Annotated in this window: 17 protein-coding genes and 1 tRNA gene; 4 read left to right on the top strand and 14 right to left on the bottom strand. The window is 60.2% G+C overall.

What is annotated here, in order from left to right; genetic code table 11:
- Window positions 1–71 precede the first annotated feature (71 nt).
- Genes ACEN83_RS03310 through ptsP form a run of 3 tightly spaced genes read right to left on the bottom strand, consistent with a single transcriptional unit; the run spans window position 72 to window position 5,625 of the window.
- On the bottom strand, window positions 72–1,811 hold the full coding sequence (locus ACEN83_RS03310; RefSeq protein WP_495579500.1) for a PTS fructose-like transporter subunit IIB: 1,740 nt from the start codon (window positions 1,809–1,811) through the stop codon (window positions 72–74).
- An 11-nt stretch (window positions 1,812–1,822) separates the two neighbouring features.
- The gene (gene pfkB, locus ACEN83_RS03305; RefSeq protein ID WP_495579499.1) at window positions 1,823–2,764 is read right to left on the bottom strand and encodes a 1-phosphofructokinase; all 942 of its coding nucleotides are present in this window, start codon (window positions 2,762–2,764) and stop codon (window positions 1,823–1,825) included.
- The gene (gene ptsP, locus ACEN83_RS03300) at window positions 2,764–5,625 is read right to left on the bottom strand and encodes a phosphoenolpyruvate--protein phosphotransferase (protein ID WP_495579498.1); all 2,862 of its coding nucleotides are present in this window, start codon (window positions 5,623–5,625) and stop codon (window positions 2,764–2,766) included. The genes pfkB and ptsP overlap by 1 nt, the downstream gene beginning before the upstream one ends.
- Before the next feature lie 290 nt (window positions 5,626–5,915).
- Between ptsP and cra the strand changes: the two genes are divergently transcribed.
- Together cra and ACEN83_RS03290 are read left to right on the top strand one after the other, a co-directional pair.
- Window positions 5,916–6,911 (top strand): catabolite repressor/activator, encoded by a 996-nt coding sequence (gene cra, locus ACEN83_RS03295; RefSeq protein WP_218482324.1) that lies wholly within the window; start codon window positions 5,916–5,918, stop codon window positions 6,909–6,911.
- Between the two features lie 3 nt (window positions 6,912–6,914).
- Window positions 6,915–7,691 (top strand): TatD family hydrolase, encoded by a 777-nt coding sequence (locus ACEN83_RS03290; protein ID WP_495579497.1) that lies wholly within the window; start codon window positions 6,915–6,917, stop codon window positions 7,689–7,691.
- On the opposite strand, the gene ACEN83_RS03285 is transcribed toward ACEN83_RS03290, so the two are convergent.
- The 5 genes from ACEN83_RS03285 to ACEN83_RS03265 form a co-directional block, all read right to left on the bottom strand.
- The gene (locus ACEN83_RS03285) at window positions 7,692–8,081 is read right to left on the bottom strand and encodes a hypothetical protein (protein ID WP_495579496.1); all 390 of its coding nucleotides are present in this window, start codon (window positions 8,079–8,081) and stop codon (window positions 7,692–7,694) included.
- A gap of 244 nt (window positions 8,082–8,325) precedes the next feature.
- Window positions 8,326–9,030 (bottom strand): methyl-accepting chemotaxis protein, encoded by a 705-nt coding sequence (locus ACEN83_RS03280; protein WP_495580840.1) that lies wholly within the window; start codon window positions 9,028–9,030, stop codon window positions 8,326–8,328.
- Window positions 9,031–10,560: 1,530 nt separating this feature from the next.
- On the bottom strand, window positions 10,561–11,397 hold the full coding sequence (gene ampE / locus ACEN83_RS03275; protein ID WP_495579495.1) for a regulatory signaling modulator protein AmpE: 837 nt from the start codon (window positions 11,395–11,397) through the stop codon (window positions 10,561–10,563).
- Window positions 11,394–11,954: a 1,6-anhydro-N-acetylmuramyl-L-alanine amidase AmpD gene (gene ampD / locus ACEN83_RS03270; protein WP_495579494.1), complete on the bottom strand. Its 561-nt coding sequence runs from the start codon at window positions 11,952–11,954 to the stop codon at window positions 11,394–11,396. The genes ampE and ampD overlap by 4 nt, the downstream gene beginning before the upstream one ends.
- Window positions 11,955–12,016: 62 nt before the next feature.
- A complete protein-coding gene (locus ACEN83_RS03265) occupies window positions 12,017–14,203 on the bottom strand; it encodes a DUF1631 domain-containing protein (RefSeq protein ID WP_495579493.1) in 2,187 nt (728 codons plus the stop codon).
- Between the two features lie 263 nt (window positions 14,204–14,466).
- Between ACEN83_RS03265 and nadC the strand changes: the two genes are divergently transcribed.
- Window positions 14,467–15,315: a carboxylating nicotinate-nucleotide diphosphorylase gene (gene nadC / locus ACEN83_RS03260; protein ID WP_218480126.1), complete on the top strand. Its 849-nt coding sequence runs from the start codon at window positions 14,467–14,469 to the stop codon at window positions 15,313–15,315.
- 83 nt (window positions 15,316–15,398) lie between these two features.
- Here nadC and ACEN83_RS03255 read toward each other — a convergent pair whose 3' ends face one another.
- Entirely contained in the window at window positions 15,399–15,704 is a 306-nt protein-coding gene (locus ACEN83_RS03255; RefSeq protein ID WP_015093442.1) for a DUF6388 family protein, read from the bottom strand.
- Window positions 15,705–16,006: 302 nt separating this feature from the next.
- Here ACEN83_RS03255 and ACEN83_RS03250 point away from each other — a divergent pair, with 302 nt between their 5' ends.
- Window positions 16,007–16,546 carry a hypothetical protein gene (locus tag ACEN83_RS03250; protein WP_495579492.1) on the top strand — a complete coding sequence of 180 codons (540 nt, stop codon included), beginning with the start codon at window positions 16,007–16,009 and terminating at the stop codon, window positions 16,544–16,546.
- Window positions 16,547–16,558: 12 nt separating this feature from the next.
- On the opposite strand, the gene ACEN83_RS03245 is transcribed toward ACEN83_RS03250, so the two are convergent.
- From ACEN83_RS03245 to rbfA, 5 genes are all read right to left on the bottom strand, one after another.
- A tRNA-Thr gene (locus tag ACEN83_RS03245) sits at window positions 16,559–16,634 on the bottom strand.
- A 139-nt stretch (window positions 16,635–16,773) separates the two neighbouring features.
- Entirely contained in the window at window positions 16,774–18,879 is a 2,106-nt protein-coding gene (gene pnp / locus ACEN83_RS03240; protein WP_007973102.1) for a polyribonucleotide nucleotidyltransferase, read from the bottom strand.
- Window positions 18,880–19,085: 206 nt separating this feature from the next.
- A complete protein-coding gene (rpsO, locus tag ACEN83_RS03235) occupies window positions 19,086–19,355 on the bottom strand; it encodes a 30S ribosomal protein S15 (RefSeq protein ID WP_015093441.1) in 270 nt (89 codons plus the stop codon).
- 118 nt (window positions 19,356–19,473) lie between these two features.
- The gene (gene truB / locus ACEN83_RS03230; protein ID WP_007973105.1) at window positions 19,474–20,391 is read right to left on the bottom strand and encodes a tRNA pseudouridine(55) synthase TruB; all 918 of its coding nucleotides are present in this window, start codon (window positions 20,389–20,391) and stop codon (window positions 19,474–19,476) included.
- Window positions 20,392–20,394: 3 nt separating this feature from the next.
- Window positions 20,395–20,796, bottom strand: a complete 402-nt coding sequence (rbfA, locus tag ACEN83_RS03225) for a 30S ribosome-binding factor RbfA (protein WP_007973108.1) — start codon at window positions 20,794–20,796, stop codon at window positions 20,395–20,397.
- Window positions 20,797–20,872 lie beyond the last annotated feature (76 nt).

Raw genomic sequence — 20,872 nt, 5'->3', positions numbered from 1 at the left:
GCCTGCGGCAGCTCCTACATGGGAAGATTGTGAACACCTGTAGGAGCTGCCGAAGGCTGCGATCCTTTGATCTACGCCTTGGCCGGCTCCAGTGCCAACTCCACAGCCTCCGACCGCTTGACCAACGCATACACCACCGCCGTCAACAAACTCCCCGCGACAATCGCCAGCAGATACAACAGCGCATGGTTGATCGCATTCGGGATCGCCAGCACGAACAAACCGCCGTGGGGCGCCATCAATTTACAGCCGAAATACATCGACAGCGCACCGGTCAGCGCACCGCCGGCGATGCTCGCCGGAATCACCCGCAACGGATCTTTCGCCGCAAACGGAATCGCCCCTTCGGAGATAAAGCATAGCCCCAGCACCAGCGCTGCTTTACCGGCTTCGCGTTCAGTTTGCGCAAACTTGCGCCGGGCAATCAACGTGGCGATGCCCAGGCCGATCGGCGGCACCATGCCGGCGGCCATGGTCGCCGCCATCGGCGCGTAACTCTGCGACGCCAGCAACCCGACCGAGAACGCATAGGCCGCTTTATTGATCGGCCCGCCGAGGTCGACGCACATCATGCCGCCCAGCAGTACACCGAGCAGGATCGCGTTGGTGGTGCCCATGCTGTCGAGGAAATGGGTGAGCCCGGCAAGCATCCCGGCCACCGGTTTGCCGACCACGTAGATCATCACCAGACCGGTGAACAGACTCGCCAGCAACGGAATGATCAGGATCGGTTTCAACGCCTCAAGGCTCTGGGGCAAACGCGCGTATTTATTGATCGCCCTGGCCGCATAACCGGCGAGGAAACCGGCAACGATACCGCCAATGAAACCGGCACCCAGGGTGCTCGCCAGCAGACCGCCGATCATCCCCGGCGCGAGGCCCGGACGGTCGGCGATGGAGTAGGCGATATAGCCTGCCAGCAGCGGCACCATCAACTTGAACGCAGTGTCGCCGCCGATCTGCATCAACGCCGCCGCCAGCGTGCCCTCCTCCTTGAACGCGGTGATGCCGAACACGAACGACAAGGCGATCATCAAGCCGCCGGCGACCACCATCGGCAACATGAACGACACGCCAGTCAACAGGTGTTTATAGACGCCCGTCTTCTCCTGTTTGGCCGTTGTTTGGGCAGCGTTCGCTGCACTTTCCTGCTGCCCTTCGGCCAAGGCTTTTTTCAAGGTTGCTTCGGCTTGCTTGAGGGCAATGCCGGTGCCACAGCGATAGATTTTCTTGCCGGCGAAACGCTCGGTGGCGACTTCGATATCGGCCGCCAACAGCACCACATCGGCCTCGGCAATCGCCGCTGCGCTCAGTGGATTGCGCGCACCGACCGAGCCTTGGGTTTCCACCTGCAAGTCATAACCCAGGCGCTTGGCCGCTTGCTGCAAAGCCTCGGCGGCCATGAACGTGTGAGCGACGCCCGTCGGGCATGCGGTAACGGCCACCAGTCGCGGTGCGTTCCGGGCTACAGCCGCTGGCTCGATGACCGCTTCGGAAGCGGCGTAAATCTGCGCTTCCTGCGCACCACGTCGCAGCACGGCTTCCACGTCTTGCAGGGCCTGGGCCGGGGTGCTCTGGAACACTCGCTTGCCGACAAACCGCGCCATGTCCACGGGCGCGCTGGTCACCAGCAGCACCCACTCGGCCGCGTCGAGGGTAGCCGCCGACAGTTGCTTTTCCGGATGTGCGGCGTCGGTGATTTCGACACTGGTGCTCCACCCCTGACGCTGGGCCGCGGCGTCGAGCAGGCGGGCACACAGCACACTGGTGACCATGCCGTTCGGGCAGGCCGTAACGATGGCTAACTTCATGACAAACCCTCTTATTGTTCTGTCAGGGGACGCACGCGCACACCCTGTTCGAGCTGCGCCAGTTGCGCTGCATCGCCAATGCCGAATCCGATCTGGGTCACTGCCATCGCGGCAATCGCCGTGGCAGTGCGCAAGGTTTGCTCCGGCGTATCGGCACTGAGCAAACCATGGAGCATCCCCGCCAGCAACGAATCACCCGCGCCCACCGTGCTGGCGACACTGACCCTGGGTGGCGTGGCATGCAGCGCCGAGCCGACGCTGAACCAGTTCACGCCTTCGGCGCCGTGGGAAATCACCACATGCTCGATGCCCTGGGCGTGCAAACGCTCCGCCGCCTCAGCCTGGGCAGTGACCGACACGACCTCGCAGTCCAACACCTCGGCCAGCTCTTCAGTGTTGGGTTTGATCAGCCAGGGTCCCGCTTTGAGCCCTGCACGCAATGCCTCACCGCTGGTGTCGAGGGCAACGTTCAGCCCCAGCGTCTTCAAGCGCAAAATCAGTGCCTGCAACCACTGCGCACTGACGCCCAACGGCAAGCTTCCGGCGACCACCACCGCATCGTGGCCCGGGGCAATTTGCTCCAGTCGATCGATCAAGGCCTGCTGCGCCGCTTCGCTGACCTGGGGCCCCGGTCCGTTGATGTCGGTGATGCGTCCGTCGCTTTCCGCCAGCTTGATGTTGCTGCGGGTTTCACCGGGAACGCGGATGAAGGCGTCGACAAAACCGCGTTTGGCGAACAGCGTTTCAAAGGCTTGCAGGTTGTCTTCGCCAAGAAAACCACTGACGGTCAACTGATGCCCGAGGTCGGCCAGCACTTGCGCCACATTCACGCCTTTACCGGCGGCGTGGGTGTGCATGACATCGCTGCGATTGACCTGACCGGCTTCAAGGCGCGGCAACTGTACGGTCAGGTCCAGCGCCGGGTTGAGGGTCAGGGTGAGAATCCGTGCCATTACAAGGCCTCCACGAGTGCGCGCACTTCATTCGCGCTGCCCACGGCCAGGGCCTGACGGGCAAGGGTTTGAGTCTGAGTGAAGCCCAGTTCGCGAATCCGCGCCTTGACCTCGGCAATACTGCGCGCACCGACACTGAGCTCATCCACCCCGAGGCCGACCAGCACCGGCACCGCCAACGGGTCGGCTGCCAGCTCGCCGCACACGCCGACCCATTTGCCGTGGGCATGGGCCGCACGCACGGTGATGTCGATCAGTTGCAGCACCGCCGGGTGCAACCCATCGGCCTGGGCCGACAGCGTCGGATGGCCACGGTCGATGGCCAGAGTGTATTGGGTCAGGTCGTTGGTACCGACGCTGAAAAAGTCGACCTCCCTGGCCAGCACCGGCGCCAGCAAGGCCGCCGACGGCACTTCGATCATGATCCCCAGTTGCAGGTCGGCAACCGGGATTTCCAGGCGCAGACGTTCGGTCATGTCACGGGCCTGACGCCATTCATCAACGCTGCCGACCATCGGGAACATGATCCGCAGCGGACGGTTGTCGGCAGCCCGCAGCAAGGCACGCAGTTGCGCCTCCATGATCTGTGGGCGCTGCAAGGTCAGGCGAATGCCGCGCACGCCGAGGAACGGGTTTTCTTCCTTCGCAATCGGCCAGTATGGCAGCGGTTTGTCACCACCGACATCGAGGGTACGCACCACCAGCGGCCGCCCGGCCAAGCCGTCGAGGACGCGGCGGTACTCGGCTTCCTGGGTCGCCTCGTCGGGCGCTTGCGGGTGGGCCATGAAAATCAGTTCGGTGCGCAACAGGCCGATACCTTCGGCGCCCTGCTCCACCGCACTGGTGACGCCAGCACTTTCGCCGATATTGGCGAACACTTCGACGGCATGGCCGTCGGTCGTCAGTGCCGGCTGGTGGCGTTGCTCGGCGGCTGCCTTCAAGCGCTGCTCGCGGGTATCGCGTTCGGCCGTGGCGCGCTGCAAGGTCGTCGCGTCAGCGTCCACATGCAGACGCCCACGCTGGCCATCGAGCAGCAATGGCGTACCCGACACCAGCAGCAACACGCCAGGGCCGGCGCCGACCAATGCCGGAATGCCCAGGGCCCGGGCAACAATTGCACTGTGCGCCGTAGCGCCGCCCCGTGCGGTGAGAATCCCGGCCACGCGAGCCGGGTCAAGTCGCGCGACGTCGGACGGGCCGACCTCGTCCATCACCAGAATGTACGGCTGATCCGGTTCGCTCGGGGTTTCGATACCACTGAGTTGCAGCAATACCCGACGCCCGATGTCGCGCAAGTCGGCAGCGCGCTCGGCGAGCAAGGCATCCTGCAATGCTTCCTGCTGCCGGGCCGCCGCTTCAATCACGACCATCCACGCGGCCTCCGCGCTTTCGCCCTGCTTGAGGCGCGTATCGACCTCATCGGTCAGTTCCGGGTCGTCGAGCATCTCCTGGTGGGTGATGAAGATTTCGCGAATGGCTTTGCTTTTGCTGCGCTCGATCAATCCCAGGATGTCACGGCGCACCTGCGCCAGCGCCTGCTGGAGACGTTCGCGCTCGATGACGGCAGACTCACCGCGCAACGGGTAATCGATGGTTTGCAAGACTTGAATATGCGCCGGGCCGATGGCGATGCCCGGTGCGGCGGCAATGGCCTGGACCACGCTGCCGGATGTCGGGGCGAGGATCACTTCGGCCATATCGGCAATGACTTCCCGTGCCTGGCTGACTGGCGGCAGCGGCTCGACTTCTTCACCGAGTCCTTCTTCGATGGCGGCCAACAAGGCCGGCAACGCATCCGCCGCGATGCCCGGTTCGGCAATGAATTCCAGGACCTGCCCGCGACGGGCGCCGAGGCTGAGCAGTTTGCTCAGGCTCTTCACCGACACCGCGCTGTCGTGGCCGTCGACGATCCGCACGCGGATCTCGCCCTCAAAACTTTTTGCCAGTTGCGCGAGAATCTTCGCCGGCCGCGCATGCAAACCGTGAGCATTGGCCAAGGCAATGCGCGCACTGGGCCAGTCGGCGGGCACTTCACCACCGAGCACTTCGAGGACTTTGCGGCTGCTGGTGGCGCGCCCCAATTCATGGCCACGTCCTTCGATCAACAACGCGCACAGGCGCTCGAGCAGGGCCTGATGGGCTTCACCGAGGCTGGCCAGGCAGAACAGTCCATTGAGTGGCTGGCCGAGATAACGCAGCGGTTTGTCCGGGGTGACGAAGGCCAGGCCGGGGCGTTTCACCGTTTGCTCGCTGTGCAGCCACCACAGGCCATCACCCAACGGCAGCGCTTCGACCTGTTGCAGCACGGCGGAGAAACCATTGCTCACGCAGTCGGCCTGGCGCAACAAACGTGCGCCGCGCCAGACCAGTTCTTCGAAGTCTTCGGCTGTCACACCGAGGCCAATCATCTGCGCATCCAGCGCCAGCTCTTGGGGCGCACCCTGCAGCAACTTCAGCAATGCTTCAGCAGAGCCGGCGCGACGCAAGGCCTGGCCCAGATCAGTCTCGCCGAGGGCGCGGGTGAGCAATTGCAACAGGCGCAGATGCTCATCGGACTTGGCGGCGATACCGATCGCCAGGTAAACGATATGACCGTCGCCCCAGTCCACCCCCTCAGGGAACTGCATCAGGCGCACACCGGTGGTGAACACCTGGTCGCGGGTTTCGGGGGTCCCATGGGGGATGGCAATACCTTGACCGAGAAAGGTCGAGCCCTGGGCCTCCCGCGCCTGCAAACCGGCCAGATAGCCCTCGGCAACCAGGCCGTCGGTGACCAGATGCCGGGCCAGCAATTGCAGCGCTGCGGACTTATCCACGGCCGACTGGCCCATGGAAATCTGCTCTACAGTGAGCTCGAGCATGCTTTCTCCTTTTTGGCGCCTTGGGGCACCAGGTATTGTTTTGAATGAGTCAGCTCAGGCGCTTGGTCGTCACTTTTGGCGGTTTCACGGCAGAACCGGCCAAAGGCGCCTTTAACGTAGAAAATACGCTTGCTGAAACGTTTAATCTAGAATGAATGGCACGTTACTCGATAATGTCCCATCCTTGAAGCTCAACTTGTCGGATGCGTTGCGACAATGGTCAGCTGCCTTAATCGGTTAGGATTGACGAAAATGTCGAGGCAATCTCGAAAAAACAAGGAAACAGCGGGTTGAAACTCAGTGATATTGCCCAGTTGGCCGGTGTGTCCGTCACCACCGCCAGCTATGTCATCAATGGCAAGGCCGAACAACAGCGCATCAGCAGCGCCACCGTCGAACGCGTGCGCGCGGTCGTCGAACAACATGGCTTCACGCCTAATCCACAGGCCGCCGGCTTGCGCAGTCGACACACGCGCACCTTGGGGTTCATTCTGCCGGATCTGGAAAACCCCAGTTACGCGCGAATCGCCAAATTGCTGGAACAAGGCGCCCGCGCCCGCGGTTATCAGTTGCTGATCGCCAGTTCCGACGATGCCCCGGACAGCGAACGGCAATTGCTGCAACTGTTCCGCGCCCGGCGCTGCGACGCGCTGATCGTTGCCAGTTGCCTGCCGGCCGGCGACGACAGCTATCGCCAATTGCAGGCCAAGGGCATACCGATCATTGCCATCGACCGGGTCATGGACCCCGAGCACTTCTGCTCCGTGATCAGCGACGACCGCGAGGCCAGCCTGCAACTGACCCGCAGCCTGCTGGAGCCGTTGCCCAAACAGATCGCCCTGATCGGTGCCCGCCCGGAACTGAGCATCAGCCGGGAACGTGCCGCAGGTTTCAAAGAGGCCCTCACCGGGTTCAACGGCGAAGTACTGATCGAAGAGGGCGAATCCTTCAGCCGCGAGTGCGGCAAACAATTGATGGAAGAGTTGCTGCTGCGCCTGGGCCATTTACCCGATGCGCTGGTGACCACCTCCTATGTACTGCTTCAGGGCGTGTTCGATGCGCTGCACGACTTCCCGTTGAAAAACCGCCCGCTGCGCCTCGGCACATTCGGCGACACCCAGCTGCTGGACTTCCTGCCGCTGCCGGTCAACGCCATGGCCCAGCAACACCAGTTGATCGCCGACAAAGCCCTCGCGCTCGCTCTGACGGCCATCGAGCAGTCGGATTACCGGCCCGGCGTGCAAGCCATCCCGCGCACGTTCAAGCAGCGTATTCTTCAGGACTGAGCCGTGGAGTTGATCGACACCCATACCCACCTGGATTTTCCGGACTTCGACGCCGATCGCCAGGCGCTGCTGGCCGAAAGCCGCGCCCTCGGGGTGCGGCGGATCGTGGTGCTGGGGGTTTACCAGGCCAACTGGCAGCGGGTCTGGGAGCTGGTGCAAAACGATCCCGACCTGCATGCGGCGTTCGGTTTGCATCCGGTGTACCTGGACGATCATCGCCCTGAAGACTTGAGCGAACTCGGCGATTGGCTGACCCGCCTGGCCGGCCATCGGCAACTCTGTGCGGTGGGCGAAATCGGCCTGGACTACTTCATCGAATCCCTCGATCGCGACCGCCAACAGGCGTTGTTCGAGGCGCAATTGCAACTGGCGGCAGACTTCAATCTTCCCGCATTGATCCATGTGCGGCGTAGCCATGCGGCGGTGATTGCCACACTCAAACGGTTTCGCCTGAAACGTGCCGGGATTATCCACGCCTTCGCCGGCAGCAAGGAGGAGGCGCGGGAATACATCAAGCTCGGTTTCAAGCTCGGCCTTGGCGGCGCCCCGACCTGGCCACAGGCGCTGCGCATGCACCGCGTGCTCGCCGAACTGCCGCTGGATTCGGTGGTGCTGGAAACCGACTCGCCGGACATGGCGCCCGCCATGTTCCCCGGCCAGCGCAACAGCCCGGCACACTTGCCGGCGATCTGCGCGGCACTGGCGCCATGGATGGCAATCAGCCCGGAACGACTGGCGGCTGCCAGCACCGCCAACAGCTGCAAAGTATTCGGCTGGTAATCAGTCCGCGTGAGCCCTGGCAGCTTCCAGGATCAGTGTCAGATGCTGACGCCGGCGGAAGTAAAGAACCACCGCGAAATACACGAACAAGACGATCAGCGAAGCATTCAGCTGTTCGATGACACTGAGCATTCCCACCCACTCCATCACCAGTGCCACCAGCAAGGCCGTGCAGACCATTACCCGCAGGCTGGCGCGCAACAGCGAAAAAGAGTCGAGAGACTTGAAGCGCTTGATCTGCTCCGGACAACGTAACTCAACATGTTTCTGGCAGTGGGCACAGGCAAACGCTTCATTGATCGCAATGGCGTTGAGTTGCCAGGGTTGAAGCAGCAATGTGCGCTGACAGTGCGCAGAGCGCCCCTGGACTCCTGTTGTTGCAGCAGACATGACGAAGCTCCTCCATGGGGTAAGCCGCGTAACTCTTCCTTGATTGAAATCCAATAGCCAGATGACGGACAGAATCAGGAAGATTCTCACCGAGAAAGGGAAAAAGTATTACGAAACTTACCGACAGTACACCAAAACCGTGGGAGCAGGCTTGCCCGAGAAAGCGATCGTCCAGTCACATTAATGTTGGATGTGCCGCCGTCTTCGCGGGCAAGCCCGCTCCCACAGAGTCCCGAGGAAACCTTCAAACCCGGAATGCACTGATCAACTGTTTCAACTCCACGACCTGAGCCGACAACGCCCGGCTGGCGTCTTCGGTCTGGTGCGCACCTACAGCGGTACGCTCACCGGCGCGATTGATCTCGACGATGTTCTGGTCGATGTCGTGGGCCACGGCGGTTTGTTGCTCCACGGCGGCGGCGATCTGCTGGTTCTGGTCGACGATCATGCCGACCGCTCCCAGAATATTTTCCAATGCCCGCTGGACCTTTTCCGACTGCCCCACCGTGCCATTGGCCATTTCATGGCTGGTGCCCATAGCCTTGACCGCCGCGCCGACACCGCCATGGAGCTTGGCGATCATCTGCTCGATTTCTTCGGTCGATTGCTGGGTACGCTTGGCCAGGGTCCGGACTTCATCGGCGACCACGGCGAAACCGCGCCCCTGCTCACCGGCGCGTGCAGCTTCAATAGCGGCATTGAGCGCCAACAGGTTGGTCTGCTCGGCGATACTCTTGATCACTTCCAGAACGCGGCTGATGGACTGGCTGTCGCTGGCCAGTTGATTGATCACCAGCACCGACTGATCGATTTCGCTGGCCAGTGCGGCGATGCTGCCTTGCTGCGACTCCACCAGGCCGCGACCGCTAATGGTTTCGTCGTTGACACTGTGGGCGCTGCTCACCGCCGCTGCAGCACTGCGCGCGACCTCCTGGGAAGTGGCCGACATCTGGTTCATCGCCGTGGCCACTTGTTCGATCTGTGTGCGCTGCCCGGCGACGGCCTGGTTGCTTTGCGCGGAAACGCTTTGCACCTGACCGGCCTGGCGCTCGACTTCGCTGACGGTCTGGCCCACCCGCTCGATCAGGTCATGGATTTTCTTCACGGTGCCGTTGAACACCTCGCCCAACTCGCCCAGCTCGTCACGGCTGTGGGCGCTGAAGGTTACCGTCATGTCGCCGGCCGCCACCTTGTCCATCACCGCTCCCAGGCGCTTGAGCGTGGTGCGGGTCGAGGCATAGAAAGCGCCGTAGAGATAAAAGATCAACACGAACACGACGGATAACGCCACGGCCTGCAAGACCATGTGCGTGCGGTTCTGGTCCAGGCGTTGCTGCAACTGCGGCCCCAGATACTTGAGGGTTGCTTCGTTGAGTTGGTAAGTCTGGTCCATCAGGGCGCTGACCTGATCGTAAAAGCCCTGCCACGGCGCATCGAGGGTATCGGCCATGACCACTTGCTCTTCGAACAGCTCGCTGGCTTTCTTCAAGGATGCCCGGCTGCTATCGGCCTGAGCGGCCAGGGTATCGCGGGCGGCTTTGCTGGAACCCAAGGCGTCCTGCAACTTCAGGCCATATTCGGCCTGGAGCTTTTCAATCTGCGCCAGCAATTCATCGAAACGGGTACTCGACGCCGAGTTGATGAAACCCTGCCCCAACGAGTAAGACCCCATTGCCCGACCTTCGCCCAGAATCTGGGTGACACGGGGTGTGACGAGGGTGACGAGCTCACTCAACTGGCGCATGTCGCTCTGATTGTCGCGACTGAGGCCGGACTGGCTGGTGATGAGCTGGCCGAAAATCTGCGCACTGCCCACCAGCTTGCCGATCAGGGCACTTTTGCTTTGCAGGGAGTTTTCCGTTTGCTGGGCCTTGAACGCGGCGATCATCTCATCGCGCTTGCCATCAAACACCGCGACCTGCTCCGGGTCGCTGGTCATCGCCGTCAGCCCTTGCAGGCGAGTCAGAATATTCTGCTCGAGGGTGCTGATCTTCGATTCGACATTGCCGGCCTTGCCGGATTGGCCGAGGCTGACATTGATCTGCACCAGATTGTTCAGGGTTTCCAGATCGCGCCTTAACGTCAGGCTGCTGCCCAACAGGTCGAGACTTTGCAGTTCGATGCGCGTGCCCTGGAATTCGCGGTAGGAGTCACGCACCAGATAGAAGTTGGTCACCAGCATCGGTACCAGGAACAGTACGCTGATCAGGCTGAACTTCATGCCGAAGCTCAGGCGATTCATCAGTGCAACAGCGGGATAGAGCAAGCTCTTCACTGGATGTCTCCCTTCAATTTCTTATTTTTTTTATTGGCAGGCGCAGACAGACAGCAGATAGCCACTATGCGGCGCTATCTCTGTATAACTTAAATCGGCAGGAAGTTTTGTAACTTAAGGTTAACGACAGGGTTCATCCGCACTGGCGGATGAACCATTGTGGTGAGGGGCTTGCCCCTCACCACAAGAGCATCGACTGCTGGCCTAATGCAGGACCGTCCACAACGCAAACCCGGCATACCAGAGCACTGCGGCACGCAGCAGCAGGTCCCAGATGCGATCCAGGTTGTTGATACCTTCTGCGCCAGCCACCGGTGCCGGAATTTCACCGGCCACCAGCCCGACTTTCACGATCAATTGCGCGGCGCTGATGTTCCAGTTCAGCAGTTCATGCAGCATCACCCGACTGACCGCGACAAAATTGCCGACCAACGCCAGGCTCGCCGCCAGCAGACGCACCGGCAACCAGTCGAAGGCGTGACGCAGCTGCCCGGCGCGCTCGACCAGCGCCGGGTTTTTCCCGTGCTCTTCGGCCAGCGCCAGCAGCCGATAACTCAGCGCCGCGACCGGGCCCAACAGGAAGTACCAGAAAATCACCGCGAAAAAGCTCTGGTAGGCCTCCCACAGCAAATGCCCTTCGACCTGCTCCAGCAACTGCTCGCCACTGTCTGCACAGATATCCAGATCGCGCTTGGCGACAAGGGCCGCGGCTTGCAGGTCCTCCCTGCGCCAGGCATCGCGGAACGGCCCGAGATCGCCCAGCAGATCACCGCGCCCCAGGCTGTAGATCACGACCAGCAAATGGATCGGCAACGCGAGCAACCCGTAGGCCACCGGTTCGATGACGACCAGCAGCAAACCCAGCAATGCCACCGGCAACAAGACCACGACCGACAACACCAGCCATGGCCGGCCCGAAAACCGCGGGCTGGCCTCAAGCTTGTTCAGCTCGTGTGTCCAGACACTGTCACGCTGAACCCGATGGCGCAGGGCCGAGAACTTTTCGATCCACACCGCCAACAGCAACACCAGAAAACTCATTGCCCATCCTCTTGTGCCAGAGCGGCGCGATAACGTGCCCAGTCGAACGCCGGTCCCGGATCGGTTTTGCGCCCGGGTGCAATGTCGCTGTGCCCGCAGATACGCTCTGTAGTGATCGCCGTGAACGTCCGTTGCAACTGACGGGTCAGGGCCGTCAACGCGCCGTATTGCGCGTCGGTGAATGGCAGATCATCCGTGCCTTCAAGCTCGATGCCCACGGAAAAATCGTTACAGGTTTCCCGCCCATCGAAGCACGAGACCCCTGCATGCCACGCACGCTCAAGGCATGAAACAAACTGGGTGATCGTTCCGTCACGCTCGATCAGAAAGTGTGCGGACACCCGCAAATCCGCAATCCCTTCAAAATAGGGGTGTTCGGTGACATCCAGGCGATTCTGGAAAAATTCCTGCACCTTGCCAGTGGCGAACTGCGCCGGTGGCAGGCTGATGTTGTGAATCACCAGCAGGGAAATCTCGTCTGTGGCGCGCGCATTGAAGTTGGGTGAGGGGCAGACATGCACACCCTGAATCCAACCGCTCGCGGGGTCCAACTGCATACCGATTCCTTCAACGTCGACTGTGTTGGCACAGTATGCCGCGATATTCCCCCAAGGCGCGATCACTTGCCGCGCTTGAGGCGCTTGAGGTTGCCGATCACCCGTTCGAGAGCTCGCTCGAACAGCAAGGTGTCGTCAAGCACTCGCGCCCTGCCATTGCGCAGCTCCAGGGCCAGGTCAGGGCGACTGCGCTCGAGCACTTTCATGCCGGTGCGGTTGACGAAGATGTATTTGCCGGTGGCTGTAATGATGGCCACCAGTTTGCAGCGAAGGCTGTTTTCCGGGTCTTCCTGAAACTCGACCCAACAGCCCGGAAGCATTTTATCGACCTGGCGCAAACCCGCATCGTCCGCCAGCAAACGTATCGGCTCACTGTGCACCTGACTTTCCTCGGCCAAGTGCAGGACGACAGGCGTCAGCACCTCGATCATCAGCGACGCACTGGCGGGTGAGCCCCCCGCTGCCTGAACGTGCAAGCTCTCCAGCTCGCTGAAAAACTCGCTGGCGGCAAACGGATCGAAAGCCGACGAATTCAGCCCGTCGCGCAACGACTTGAGCAAATCCGGTACCAGGGCCAACATCCTGGTCGCATCGGACTCGTGGTGGTGCTGAACGCTCCAGACCAATTGCTCCAGGGTACGCACATCGGCATGCCACTCAGCCGACCGATCGCCATGTTTGAGGTAAGTCAGCAGCAGTACTTTGCTCCAGGCCTCCTGGACAAACCCCAGTACGCCTTGCGGCAGGTACTTGCCAAACAACGCCTGATTCAACACCTGCTCGACACGCTGGCGGGCCAGCCCGGTCTTGGCTCGTCCTTCCTCGGCATCACGAATGCGTTGCTCGAGCAACTCGCTGCGACGGCGCTCGTCCTGGGTAAACGCAAGAAAGTCGGCCAGCAGTTCGGAAAAAATCGCGGGCTCATAGACAAAGTCATTCAACAAACGCTGTACGACCTGATCGATGCGCACGTACAGGCTGTCACGCTGATGATCGTCACAGGTGTCCCACCCCATTGCCGCGTTGGCGATTTCGTTGAGAAGGCGTCGTGCCGGATGACTGCTGCGACTGAAGAAACTCTTGTCGAGCAGCGCCACCTTGACCAGTGGAATCTGCAATCGGCCGATCAGCGCCTTGAGCGGATCCGGCAGATTGTGATCATCAAGCATGCACTCGAACAGCATGGCGACCAGGTTGATCACATCTTCATCGGCCACCTCGAAAACCCGCGACCTGCCGCTTTTGACGCTGACCCGGGTCAGTAACTGTTCGAGCTGGTTGCGCAGGTCAAAATCGTCCACGACTGCCGGGGCCGGCACGTATTGCTGCAAATGCGACAGCAGACGCAACAGATCGCGCGTGGAAATCGGCAGCGCAGTGGCACTGACTTCCAGCGTTGGCGACAGGCTGCCGCGAACGTTGAACAGCAGGGCCTGCAGCGCGGCGAAAACCGCCTGGACATTGTCATCGATGGGCAAGCAGACCGGGGTGGCGCCCTCATCGGTCGATTCGACGGGGGTACTCTCGGGCCGGTCCGTGGTACGGCGCACCGGGGCCGGTTTAAGGTCGGGCAACACACCGGTAGCGAGCAGCAGTTGATTGGCTTCGGCGTAAAGCTGATCGGCCTCGCTGAGGACATAACGCTCGAACAACCCGAGGATAATCAACTTGACCTTGATCTCCAGCCCCAGCTGGCGCGCAGCCTGCAAGAAGTATTCGCAGAGCATCGCCGGACTCAGGGGGTTGTGCAGATCGCCCAACCCCTTGCCCGACAAAGCGCAGAGTCGGGCCGTCAGTTGATCCAGGGCGAAACCGTCGCGGTCCATCACCCGGCTGACCATCGCATCCACTGCGACCGTACGCTCGCGCTCGTCATCGGTTTGCGCCAAGGATGCATCGGCCGCCAAGGCCTGGGGCATGGCCGCAATGGCAGGTTCGTATTGGGCAAGCCGGATGAATGCGCCGAAAAACTGCTCGAGAAACACCCGCTCGATGCTTTTGTGCTTGAGACGCAAATCGCGCATCGCTTGAAAGAAGATGTTCTGCTCGACGTCACAATGGGCTTGGTCGGCCATTTCGAAGAGGGTGTCGTCGGCGTTGTCGAATAACGCCTGCAATCCGTGTCGCAGCTGTTGCGCGGCCTTGTCGCGAACCTGGAGAAGAATCGCCGGCAGTCGGGCGAGTGGCGAGTGAGCCACCTGGTCGGTAGTTGCCTTGTGCAAAGGCACTACATTCCCGTCGTTGTGCATTCGGCCTCCCTGGAACGGTGATGCTTCAAATCGTCAAACTGATGACGTCAAATACAAGGCGAATTATCTTGTAAAAGCTCACCTTTGCGCCAGAAGACTCTGCACCTCATCTCAAACAGGCGTTTGCTCGGTAGCGATGACCCGCACCGACACCCCAGGGATTCGACCAAATGCAGTCACCATTGCCAACGTAACGCTCTGATGCCTTGGGTTGGTCCTCGCCATGGCCCTATAATCGAGCCACTTTGTTTGTGGAGTCCGTTATGCCGAATCTACGTCTCGCCGATCTGACCGCCGAAATCGAAGCCAACGTGCGCCGTGCGTTGCTTGAAGACATCGGCAGCGGCGACATCACCGCGCAGTTGATCCCGGCTGAACGCCTGGCCAAAGCCACCATCATTACCCGCGATGCGGCCGTCATCAGCGGTACCGCCTGGGTGGATAACGTGTTTCGGCAACTGGACCCACGGGTGGCGGTGCACTGGCAGGTTGCCGACGGTGAACGGGTGACGCCCAATCAGGTGCTGTTCCACCTCGAAGGCCCGGCGCGCTCACTGCTGACCGGCGAACGCAGCGCCCTGAACTTCCTGCAACTGCTCTCCGGCGTGGCGACTCGCGCGCAATACCTGGCGGACTTCGTGGCCGAGACCCAGGTCAAGCTGCTCGACACCCGCAAGACACTGCCGGGGCTGCGCCTTGCGCAAAAGTACGCGGTGACCTGCGGCGGTTGCCACAACCACCGCATCGGCCTGTATGACGCCTTCCTGATCAAGGAAAACCACATCGCCGCCAGCGGCGGCATCGCGCAGGCCATCGCCGCCGCGCACAAGATCGCCCCGGGCAAACCGGTCGAGATTGAAGTGGAAAGCCTGGATGAACTGAAGGAAGCGCTGGCGGCCGGTGCCGACATCATCATGCTCGACGAATTGAGCCTGGACGACATGCGCGAAGCCGTGCGCCTGAACGCTGGCAAGGCCAAGCTGGAAGCCAGCGGCGGGATCAACGAGAGTACGTTGCTGCCGATTGCCCGGACCGGGGTGGATTACATTTCGATCGGTGCAATGACCAAGGATGTGAAGGCGGTCGATCTGTCGATGCGATTGAGTATTTGAGAAGCAGTTAATAGCGACAAGCTGCAAGCTTCAAGCGGATCTGCCTTGACTTGTAGCTTGCCGCTTGAAGCTTCAAGCTGCCCTCAAACCACCAGATTGTTCATCTCGCAGTACTCTTCCCACTCGACGCCCAGCACCTCGGCCGCTTCTTTGTGCAACTTCAGGCGTTCTGTCTCGTACTCCTCCGGAGTCGAGGTGTACTTGAGCGTCAATTCCCACGGCTGCAAGCCCTGGGCTTCGGCTTCATCCTCGAAGGCCCATTGAATCTGGTCTTTCTGATCGTCCGGACTCAAGTCCTTGATCTCGTCCATCAATTCGGGCGCGTCCAGCACGTACTTCTTGAGGGCTTCTTCGTGTCTTTCTTCTTGGCTCAATTCTTTTACGGTCATGTTGTTCTCGTTGATCTGGGGAATGGAAGATGGATCTGGATCATCAAGGATCTCTCTGACGCAGAAGAACCGCTTGTAGCCCGGTCTGTCTGGCCTTCAGAACCATTCGGGATCATCTGAAAACTGCTGGGCGAAGCTCATGCAGGCTCCGAATATAGGATGTTTGTCGGACGATTTGCACGTCTCTTTACATCTCCCCACAAAAAGTTGTGCACAGGATGTGCTGATGGCGGCGGGAACATAAATGCAAATCCCCAGTCATAGCGATGTGCCATACCGGCATTTCACAAGGAACCTCAGTGATGCGCAGCATTTCCAAATCTTCGTCTGTTGTACTTACAACCGCATTGTTCGCCAGCCTGGCACTACCGTTTCCGGCGCTGGCCGCTATCGAAGTGAGCAGCGGCCCCTCCTCGTTTGGCGACAAGATCCCGGTTCTGCACTACGAGTACGACAAATACACCCTCGTCAAAACCGGGATCAGTGCCGATGACCTGCAAAGCATGCAAAAGTCGTTGAAGGACACCTCGGGGAATGTCGAAGACCTGAAGAAAACCGTCAGCGAACAACAACGCACGATTGAGGATCTCAAGCGCGGCAACGGTTCCAGCTCAAGCTCCAGCAGCAGGGAAATCGACGACCTCAAGCGCAAGGTGGCCGAGCAGGAGCGCGACATCAACAACCTCGGCAAGCAGGTTGAAGAACTCAAACGCAATAGCGGCTCCAGCTCCAGTTCAAACAGCAGCGAGATTTCCAGCCTGAAACGGGAAGTCAGCGATCAGGACCGCGAACTCGACAACCTCAAGCGGACCGTCGAGGACTTGAGCAGAAAGGTGAAATAACCAGAGGGGAGATGGTGCCCGAGACAGGAATCGAACCTGCGACCTTCGCGTTACGAGTGCGCTGCTCTACCGGCTGAGCTACACGGGCGGTGGGCTAAACCTAGCACTGCTATCGAGGTCCGGCAACTTCGCGCAATGTCTCGATGTTTTGCAGACAAAAAAATGCCCCGCCGTTTTCACGGCGGGGCATTTTTTACAACGTTGAAGCGGTCAGACGTAAGGCGAGATTAAACGCCCGAAGCCTTGGCAGCTGCCACGTCTTTGATGGACAGTTTGATACGGCCGCGGTTGTCCACGTCCAGTACCAGCACTTCCACTTCCTGGCCTTCTTTCAGGATGTCGGTCACTTTCTCTACGCGAGCGTCGCTCAGCATCGAGATGTGAACCAGACCGTCCTTGCCCGGCAGGATGTTGACGAATGCGCCGAAGTCGACGATGCGCTCAACCTTGCCGACGTAGATCTTGCCGATCTCGGCTTCAGCGGTGATACCCAGAACGCGCTGACGTGCTGCTTCAGCGGCTTCCTTGGTTTCGCCGAAGATCTTGATCGAACCGTCGTCTTCGATGTCGATCGAAGCCTTGGTTTCTTCGCAGATCGCACGGATGGTCGCGCCGCCTTTACCGATGACATCACGGATCTTGTCGGTGTCGATCTTCATCGCGATCATGGTCGGAGCGTTGGCCGACAGTTCGGTACGCGACTGGCCAATGATCTGGTTCATCTGGCCGAGGATGTTCAGGCGCGCTTCCAGGGCTTGGCCCAGAGCGATCTCCATGATTTCTTCGGTGATGCCCTTGATCTTGATGTCCATCTGCAGCGCGGTGACGCCTTTGGCGGTACCGGCTACCTTGAAGTCCATGTCGCCCAGGTGGTCTTCGTCACCCAGGATGTCGGTCAGGACGGCGAACTTCTCGCCTTCTTTAACCAGACCCATGGCGATACCGGCAACCGGAGCCTTCATTGGAACGCCAGCGTCCATCAGGGCCAGGGAAGCACCGCAAACGGAAGCCATCGAGCTCGAACCGTTGGATTCGGTGATTTCCGAAACCACGCGGATGGTGTACGGGAACACGTCAGCGGCTGGCAGCATGGCCGAAACCGAACGACGGGCCAGACGGCCGTGACCGATTTCACGACGACCAGCGCCACCCATGCGACCACACTCGCCCACCGAGAACGGAGGGAAGTTGTAGTGCAGCATGAACGGGTCTTTTTTCTCGCCTTCCAGGGTGTCCAGCAGCTGTGCATCACGGGCAGTACCCAGCGTTGCAACGACCAGGGCCTGGGTTTCGCCACGGGTGAACAGGGCCGAACCGTGGGTCTTTGGCAGAACACCGACTTCGATGTTCAGCGGACGTACGGTGCGGGTGTCGCGACCGTCGATACGTGGCTTGCCGTTTACGATGTTTTCGCGAACGGTGCGGTATTCGATTTCACCGAAAGCCGCTTTGACGTCGGAAGCGGAAGGCTGGCCTTCTTCACCGGACAGCTTGGCAACAACCTGGTCCTTCAGTTCGCCCAGGCGAGCGTAACGGTCGGCCTTGACGGTGATGGTGTAGGCCTGGGAGATCGCTTCGCCGAACTCGGCACGGATAGCGCCCAGCAGTTCGGTGGCTTCTGGCGCAGGAGCCCAGGTCCAGGTTGGCTTGGCAGCTTCGGCAGCCAGTTCTTTGACCGCGTTGATCACAACCTGGAACTCGTCGTGAGCAAACAGTACCGCGCCCAGCATCTGGTCTTCGGTCAGCTCTTTGGCTTCCGATTCAACCATCAGCACGGCGTCCGAAGTACCGGCAACGACCATGTCCAGGCTCGAAGCAGCTTGTTGCTCGTAAGTCGGGTTCAGCAGGTAGCCGGTGCTTTCGTGGAACGCAACGCGGGCAGCGCCGATCGGGCCATCGAAAGGAATGCCGGAGATGGCCAGGGCAGCCGAGGTACCGATCATCGCAGCGATGTCCGGATCGGTCTTCTTGCTGGTGGAAACGACGGTGCAGACAACCTGCACTTCGTTCATGAAGCCTTCAGGGAACAGCGGACGGATCGGACGGTCGATCAGTCGGGAAGTCAGGGTTTCTTTCTCGGAAGGACGGCCTTCGCGCTTGAAGAAACCGCCAGGGATCTTGCCGGCAGCGTAAGTCTTTTCCTGGTAGTGAACAGACAGAGGGAAGAAGCCCTTGCCTGGATCGGCTTGCTTGGCACCGACTACGGTCACCAATACGCTGACGTCATCGTCAACGGTGACCAATACTGCGCCGGAGGCCTGACGGGCGATGCGGCCAGTCTCGAGGGTAACGGTCGACTGACCGAACTGGAATTTTTTGATTACCGGGTTCACGGTGTCCTACCTTCTTTGTGGCTCTTGGGGGAACTGGTTTCTTGCGAAATTCTTGGGCAATGTCGGGAATCGGCCCGAGCGGTTTGTCCAGGTGTTACTCAGGCAAAGCAGGTATCCAGATAAAACTTGAGGCTGGGAGCCTGCCATGCGCCGGCGGGAAACCCGCTGGTGCACGACAGACAACCAACCTCTAGCGCAATCGCTTATTAGCGACGCAGACCCAGGCGACCGATCAGAGTCTGATAGCGACCCAGATCCTTGCCTTTCAGGTAGTCCAGCAGCTTACGACGCTGGTTAACCATGCGGATCAGACCACGACGGGAGTGGTGGTCTTTACCGTTGGCCTTGAAGTGACCTTGCAGCTTGTTGATGTTGGCGGTCAGCAGTGCAACTTGCACTTCTGGCGAACCAGTGTCACCAACAGCTTGCTGGTAGTCAGCAACGATTTGAGCTTTTTCTTGAACGTCGAGAGCCATGAGGCAATCCTTTTATCAGGAAACTGTTTGTCGAAAAACAGTTTCAACAGGCCAGGGACAAATCCCTGTATCTAAAAATGAGTAGTGACCGTGCCTGTTAACAGCCACCCTCGTTCGGTCATTCTGACCGAATCAGTCGACGCGGCGCGATGCGCCCGTCTTCGCTCACTTCACCGATACCGATGAAGCGACCATTGTGATCCTGTACCCGCACCATGCCGAACTTCGGAGCATCCGGGGCACGTACCGGCTGGCCGTTGAGCCAGTAGAACGCACTCGCTTCCGAGAACTGCAACAGTGGCCAATCCAGCAGGCCGCTGTCCGATGGCATCAGGAAGCGATCGACCGCTTCGTTGCCGCCTTCGGCATGTACCGCTTCCAGCTCTTCGAGAGTAACCGTCTGCGCCAGGGTGAATGGCCCGGCCTGGGTACGTCGCAGTTCCGCAACGTAAGCGCCACAACCGAGTTGCTCACCGATATCCTCTACCAGGGTACGGATATAGGTGCCTTTGCTGCAATCCACCGCCAGCCGCGCAGTATCTCCTTCGAAGGCCAGCAATTCCAAGCGCGTAATAGTAACAGAACGCGGTTCGCGCTCCACTACTTCGCCTGCACGAGCCAGCTTGTACAGCGGCTGGCCATCACGCTTGAGCGCCGAGTACATCGGCGGTATCTGACTGATTTGCCCACGAAATTTCGGCAGTACAGCCTCGATATCGGAGCGACCAACGGTCACCGGGCGTTCCTGCAAAACTTCACCTTCGGCATCCGCCGTGGTGGTGGTCTTGCCCAGTTGCGCCAGAGTTTCGTAACCCTTGTCGGAATCGAGCAGGTATTGCGAGAACTTGGTGGCCTCGCCGAAGCACAGCGGCAACACGCCGGAAGCCAAGGGATCGAGACTGCCGGTATGACCTGCCTTTTCGGCGTTGAGCAACCAGCGAACCTTCTGCAAGGCCGCGTTGGAGGTGAACCCCAGCGGCTTGTCGAGAAGGATAATGCCGCTGACGTTGCGACGGATACGTTTGACCTGAGCCACCGATTACTCCTTGGTGTCTTCGGCTTCTGCCGCAACCGGATGCTGATTGTCTTCAGCCACTGCGCGCTCGATCAATGCCGACAGATGCGCACCACGCACGACGCTTTCGTCGTAGTGGAAGTGCAGCTGTGGAACGCTGCGCAGCTTCATCTCGCGAGCCAGCTGCATGCGCAGGAAACCGGCGGCGGAGTTCAGCACCTTGATGCTTTGTGCGATTTCTTCGGCGCTGTCCTGCCCCATCACGGTGATGAAGATCTTGGCGTGACCGACGTCACGGCTGACTTCCACTGCGGTGATGGTGACCAGGCCGACGCGCGGGTCTTTGACTTCACGACGGATCAGTTGTGCCAGCTCACGCTGCATCTGATCGCCGATACGTTGGGTACGGCTGTATTCTTTTGCCATGTCTTGTTACCTGTAACTGCCCCACGGTGAAACCCGCAAGGTCTGAAAGCGGCAAACGCCCGGCCTGACAAAAGCC

This window comes from Pseudomonas sp. Pseusp49 (assembly GCF_059491875.1).
This window is presented reverse-complemented; position numbering and strand designations above follow the sequence as displayed.

Excerpts from the sequence above, each read along its gene's own strand:
- ampE (WP_495579495.1), bottom strand. The coding sequence starts at position 11,397 with ATGAGTTTTCTGGTGTTGCTGTTGGCGGTGTGGATCGAAAAGTTCTCG.
- ampD (WP_495579494.1), bottom strand. The coding sequence starts at position 11,954 with ATGCAGTTGGACCCCGCGAGCGGTTGGATTCAGGGTGTGCATGTCTGC.
- nadC (WP_218480126.1), top strand. The coding sequence starts at position 14,467 with ATGCCGAATCTACGTCTCGCCGATCTGACCGCCGAAATCGAAGCCAAC.
- ACEN83_RS03280 (WP_495580840.1), bottom strand. The coding sequence starts at position 9,030 with ATGTCGGCCACTTCCCAGGAGGTCGCGCGCAGTGCTGCAGCGGCGGTG.
- ACEN83_RS03255 (WP_015093442.1), bottom strand. The coding sequence starts at position 15,704 with ATGACCGTAAAAGAATTGAGCCAAGAAGAAAGACACGAAGAAGCCCTC.
- ACEN83_RS03285 (WP_495579496.1), bottom strand. The coding sequence starts at position 8,081 with ATGTCTGCTGCAACAACAGGAGTCCAGGGGCGCTCTGCGCACTGTCAG.
- rbfA (WP_007973108.1), bottom strand. The coding sequence starts at position 20,796 with ATGGCAAAAGAATACAGCCGTACCCAACGTATCGGCGATCAGATGCAG.
- pfkB (WP_495579499.1), bottom strand. The coding sequence starts at position 2,764 with ATGGCACGGATTCTCACCCTGACCCTCAACCCGGCGCTGGACCTGACC.
- ACEN83_RS03265 (WP_495579493.1), bottom strand. The coding sequence starts at position 14,203 with ATGCACAACGACGGGAATGTAGTGCCTTTGCACAAGGCAACTACCGAC.
- ACEN83_RS03310 (WP_495579500.1), bottom strand. The coding sequence starts at position 1,811 with ATGAAGTTAGCCATCGTTACGGCCTGCCCGAACGGCATGGTCACCAGT.
- ptsP (WP_495579498.1), bottom strand. The coding sequence starts at position 5,625 with ATGCTCGAGCTCACTGTAGAGCAGATTTCCATGGGCCAGTCGGCCGTG.
- rpsO (WP_015093441.1), bottom strand. The coding sequence starts at position 19,355 with ATGGCTCTCGACGTTCAAGAAAAAGCTCAAATCGTTGCTGACTACCAG.
- ACEN83_RS03250 (WP_495579492.1), top strand. The coding sequence starts at position 16,007 with ATGCGCAGCATTTCCAAATCTTCGTCTGTTGTACTTACAACCGCATTG.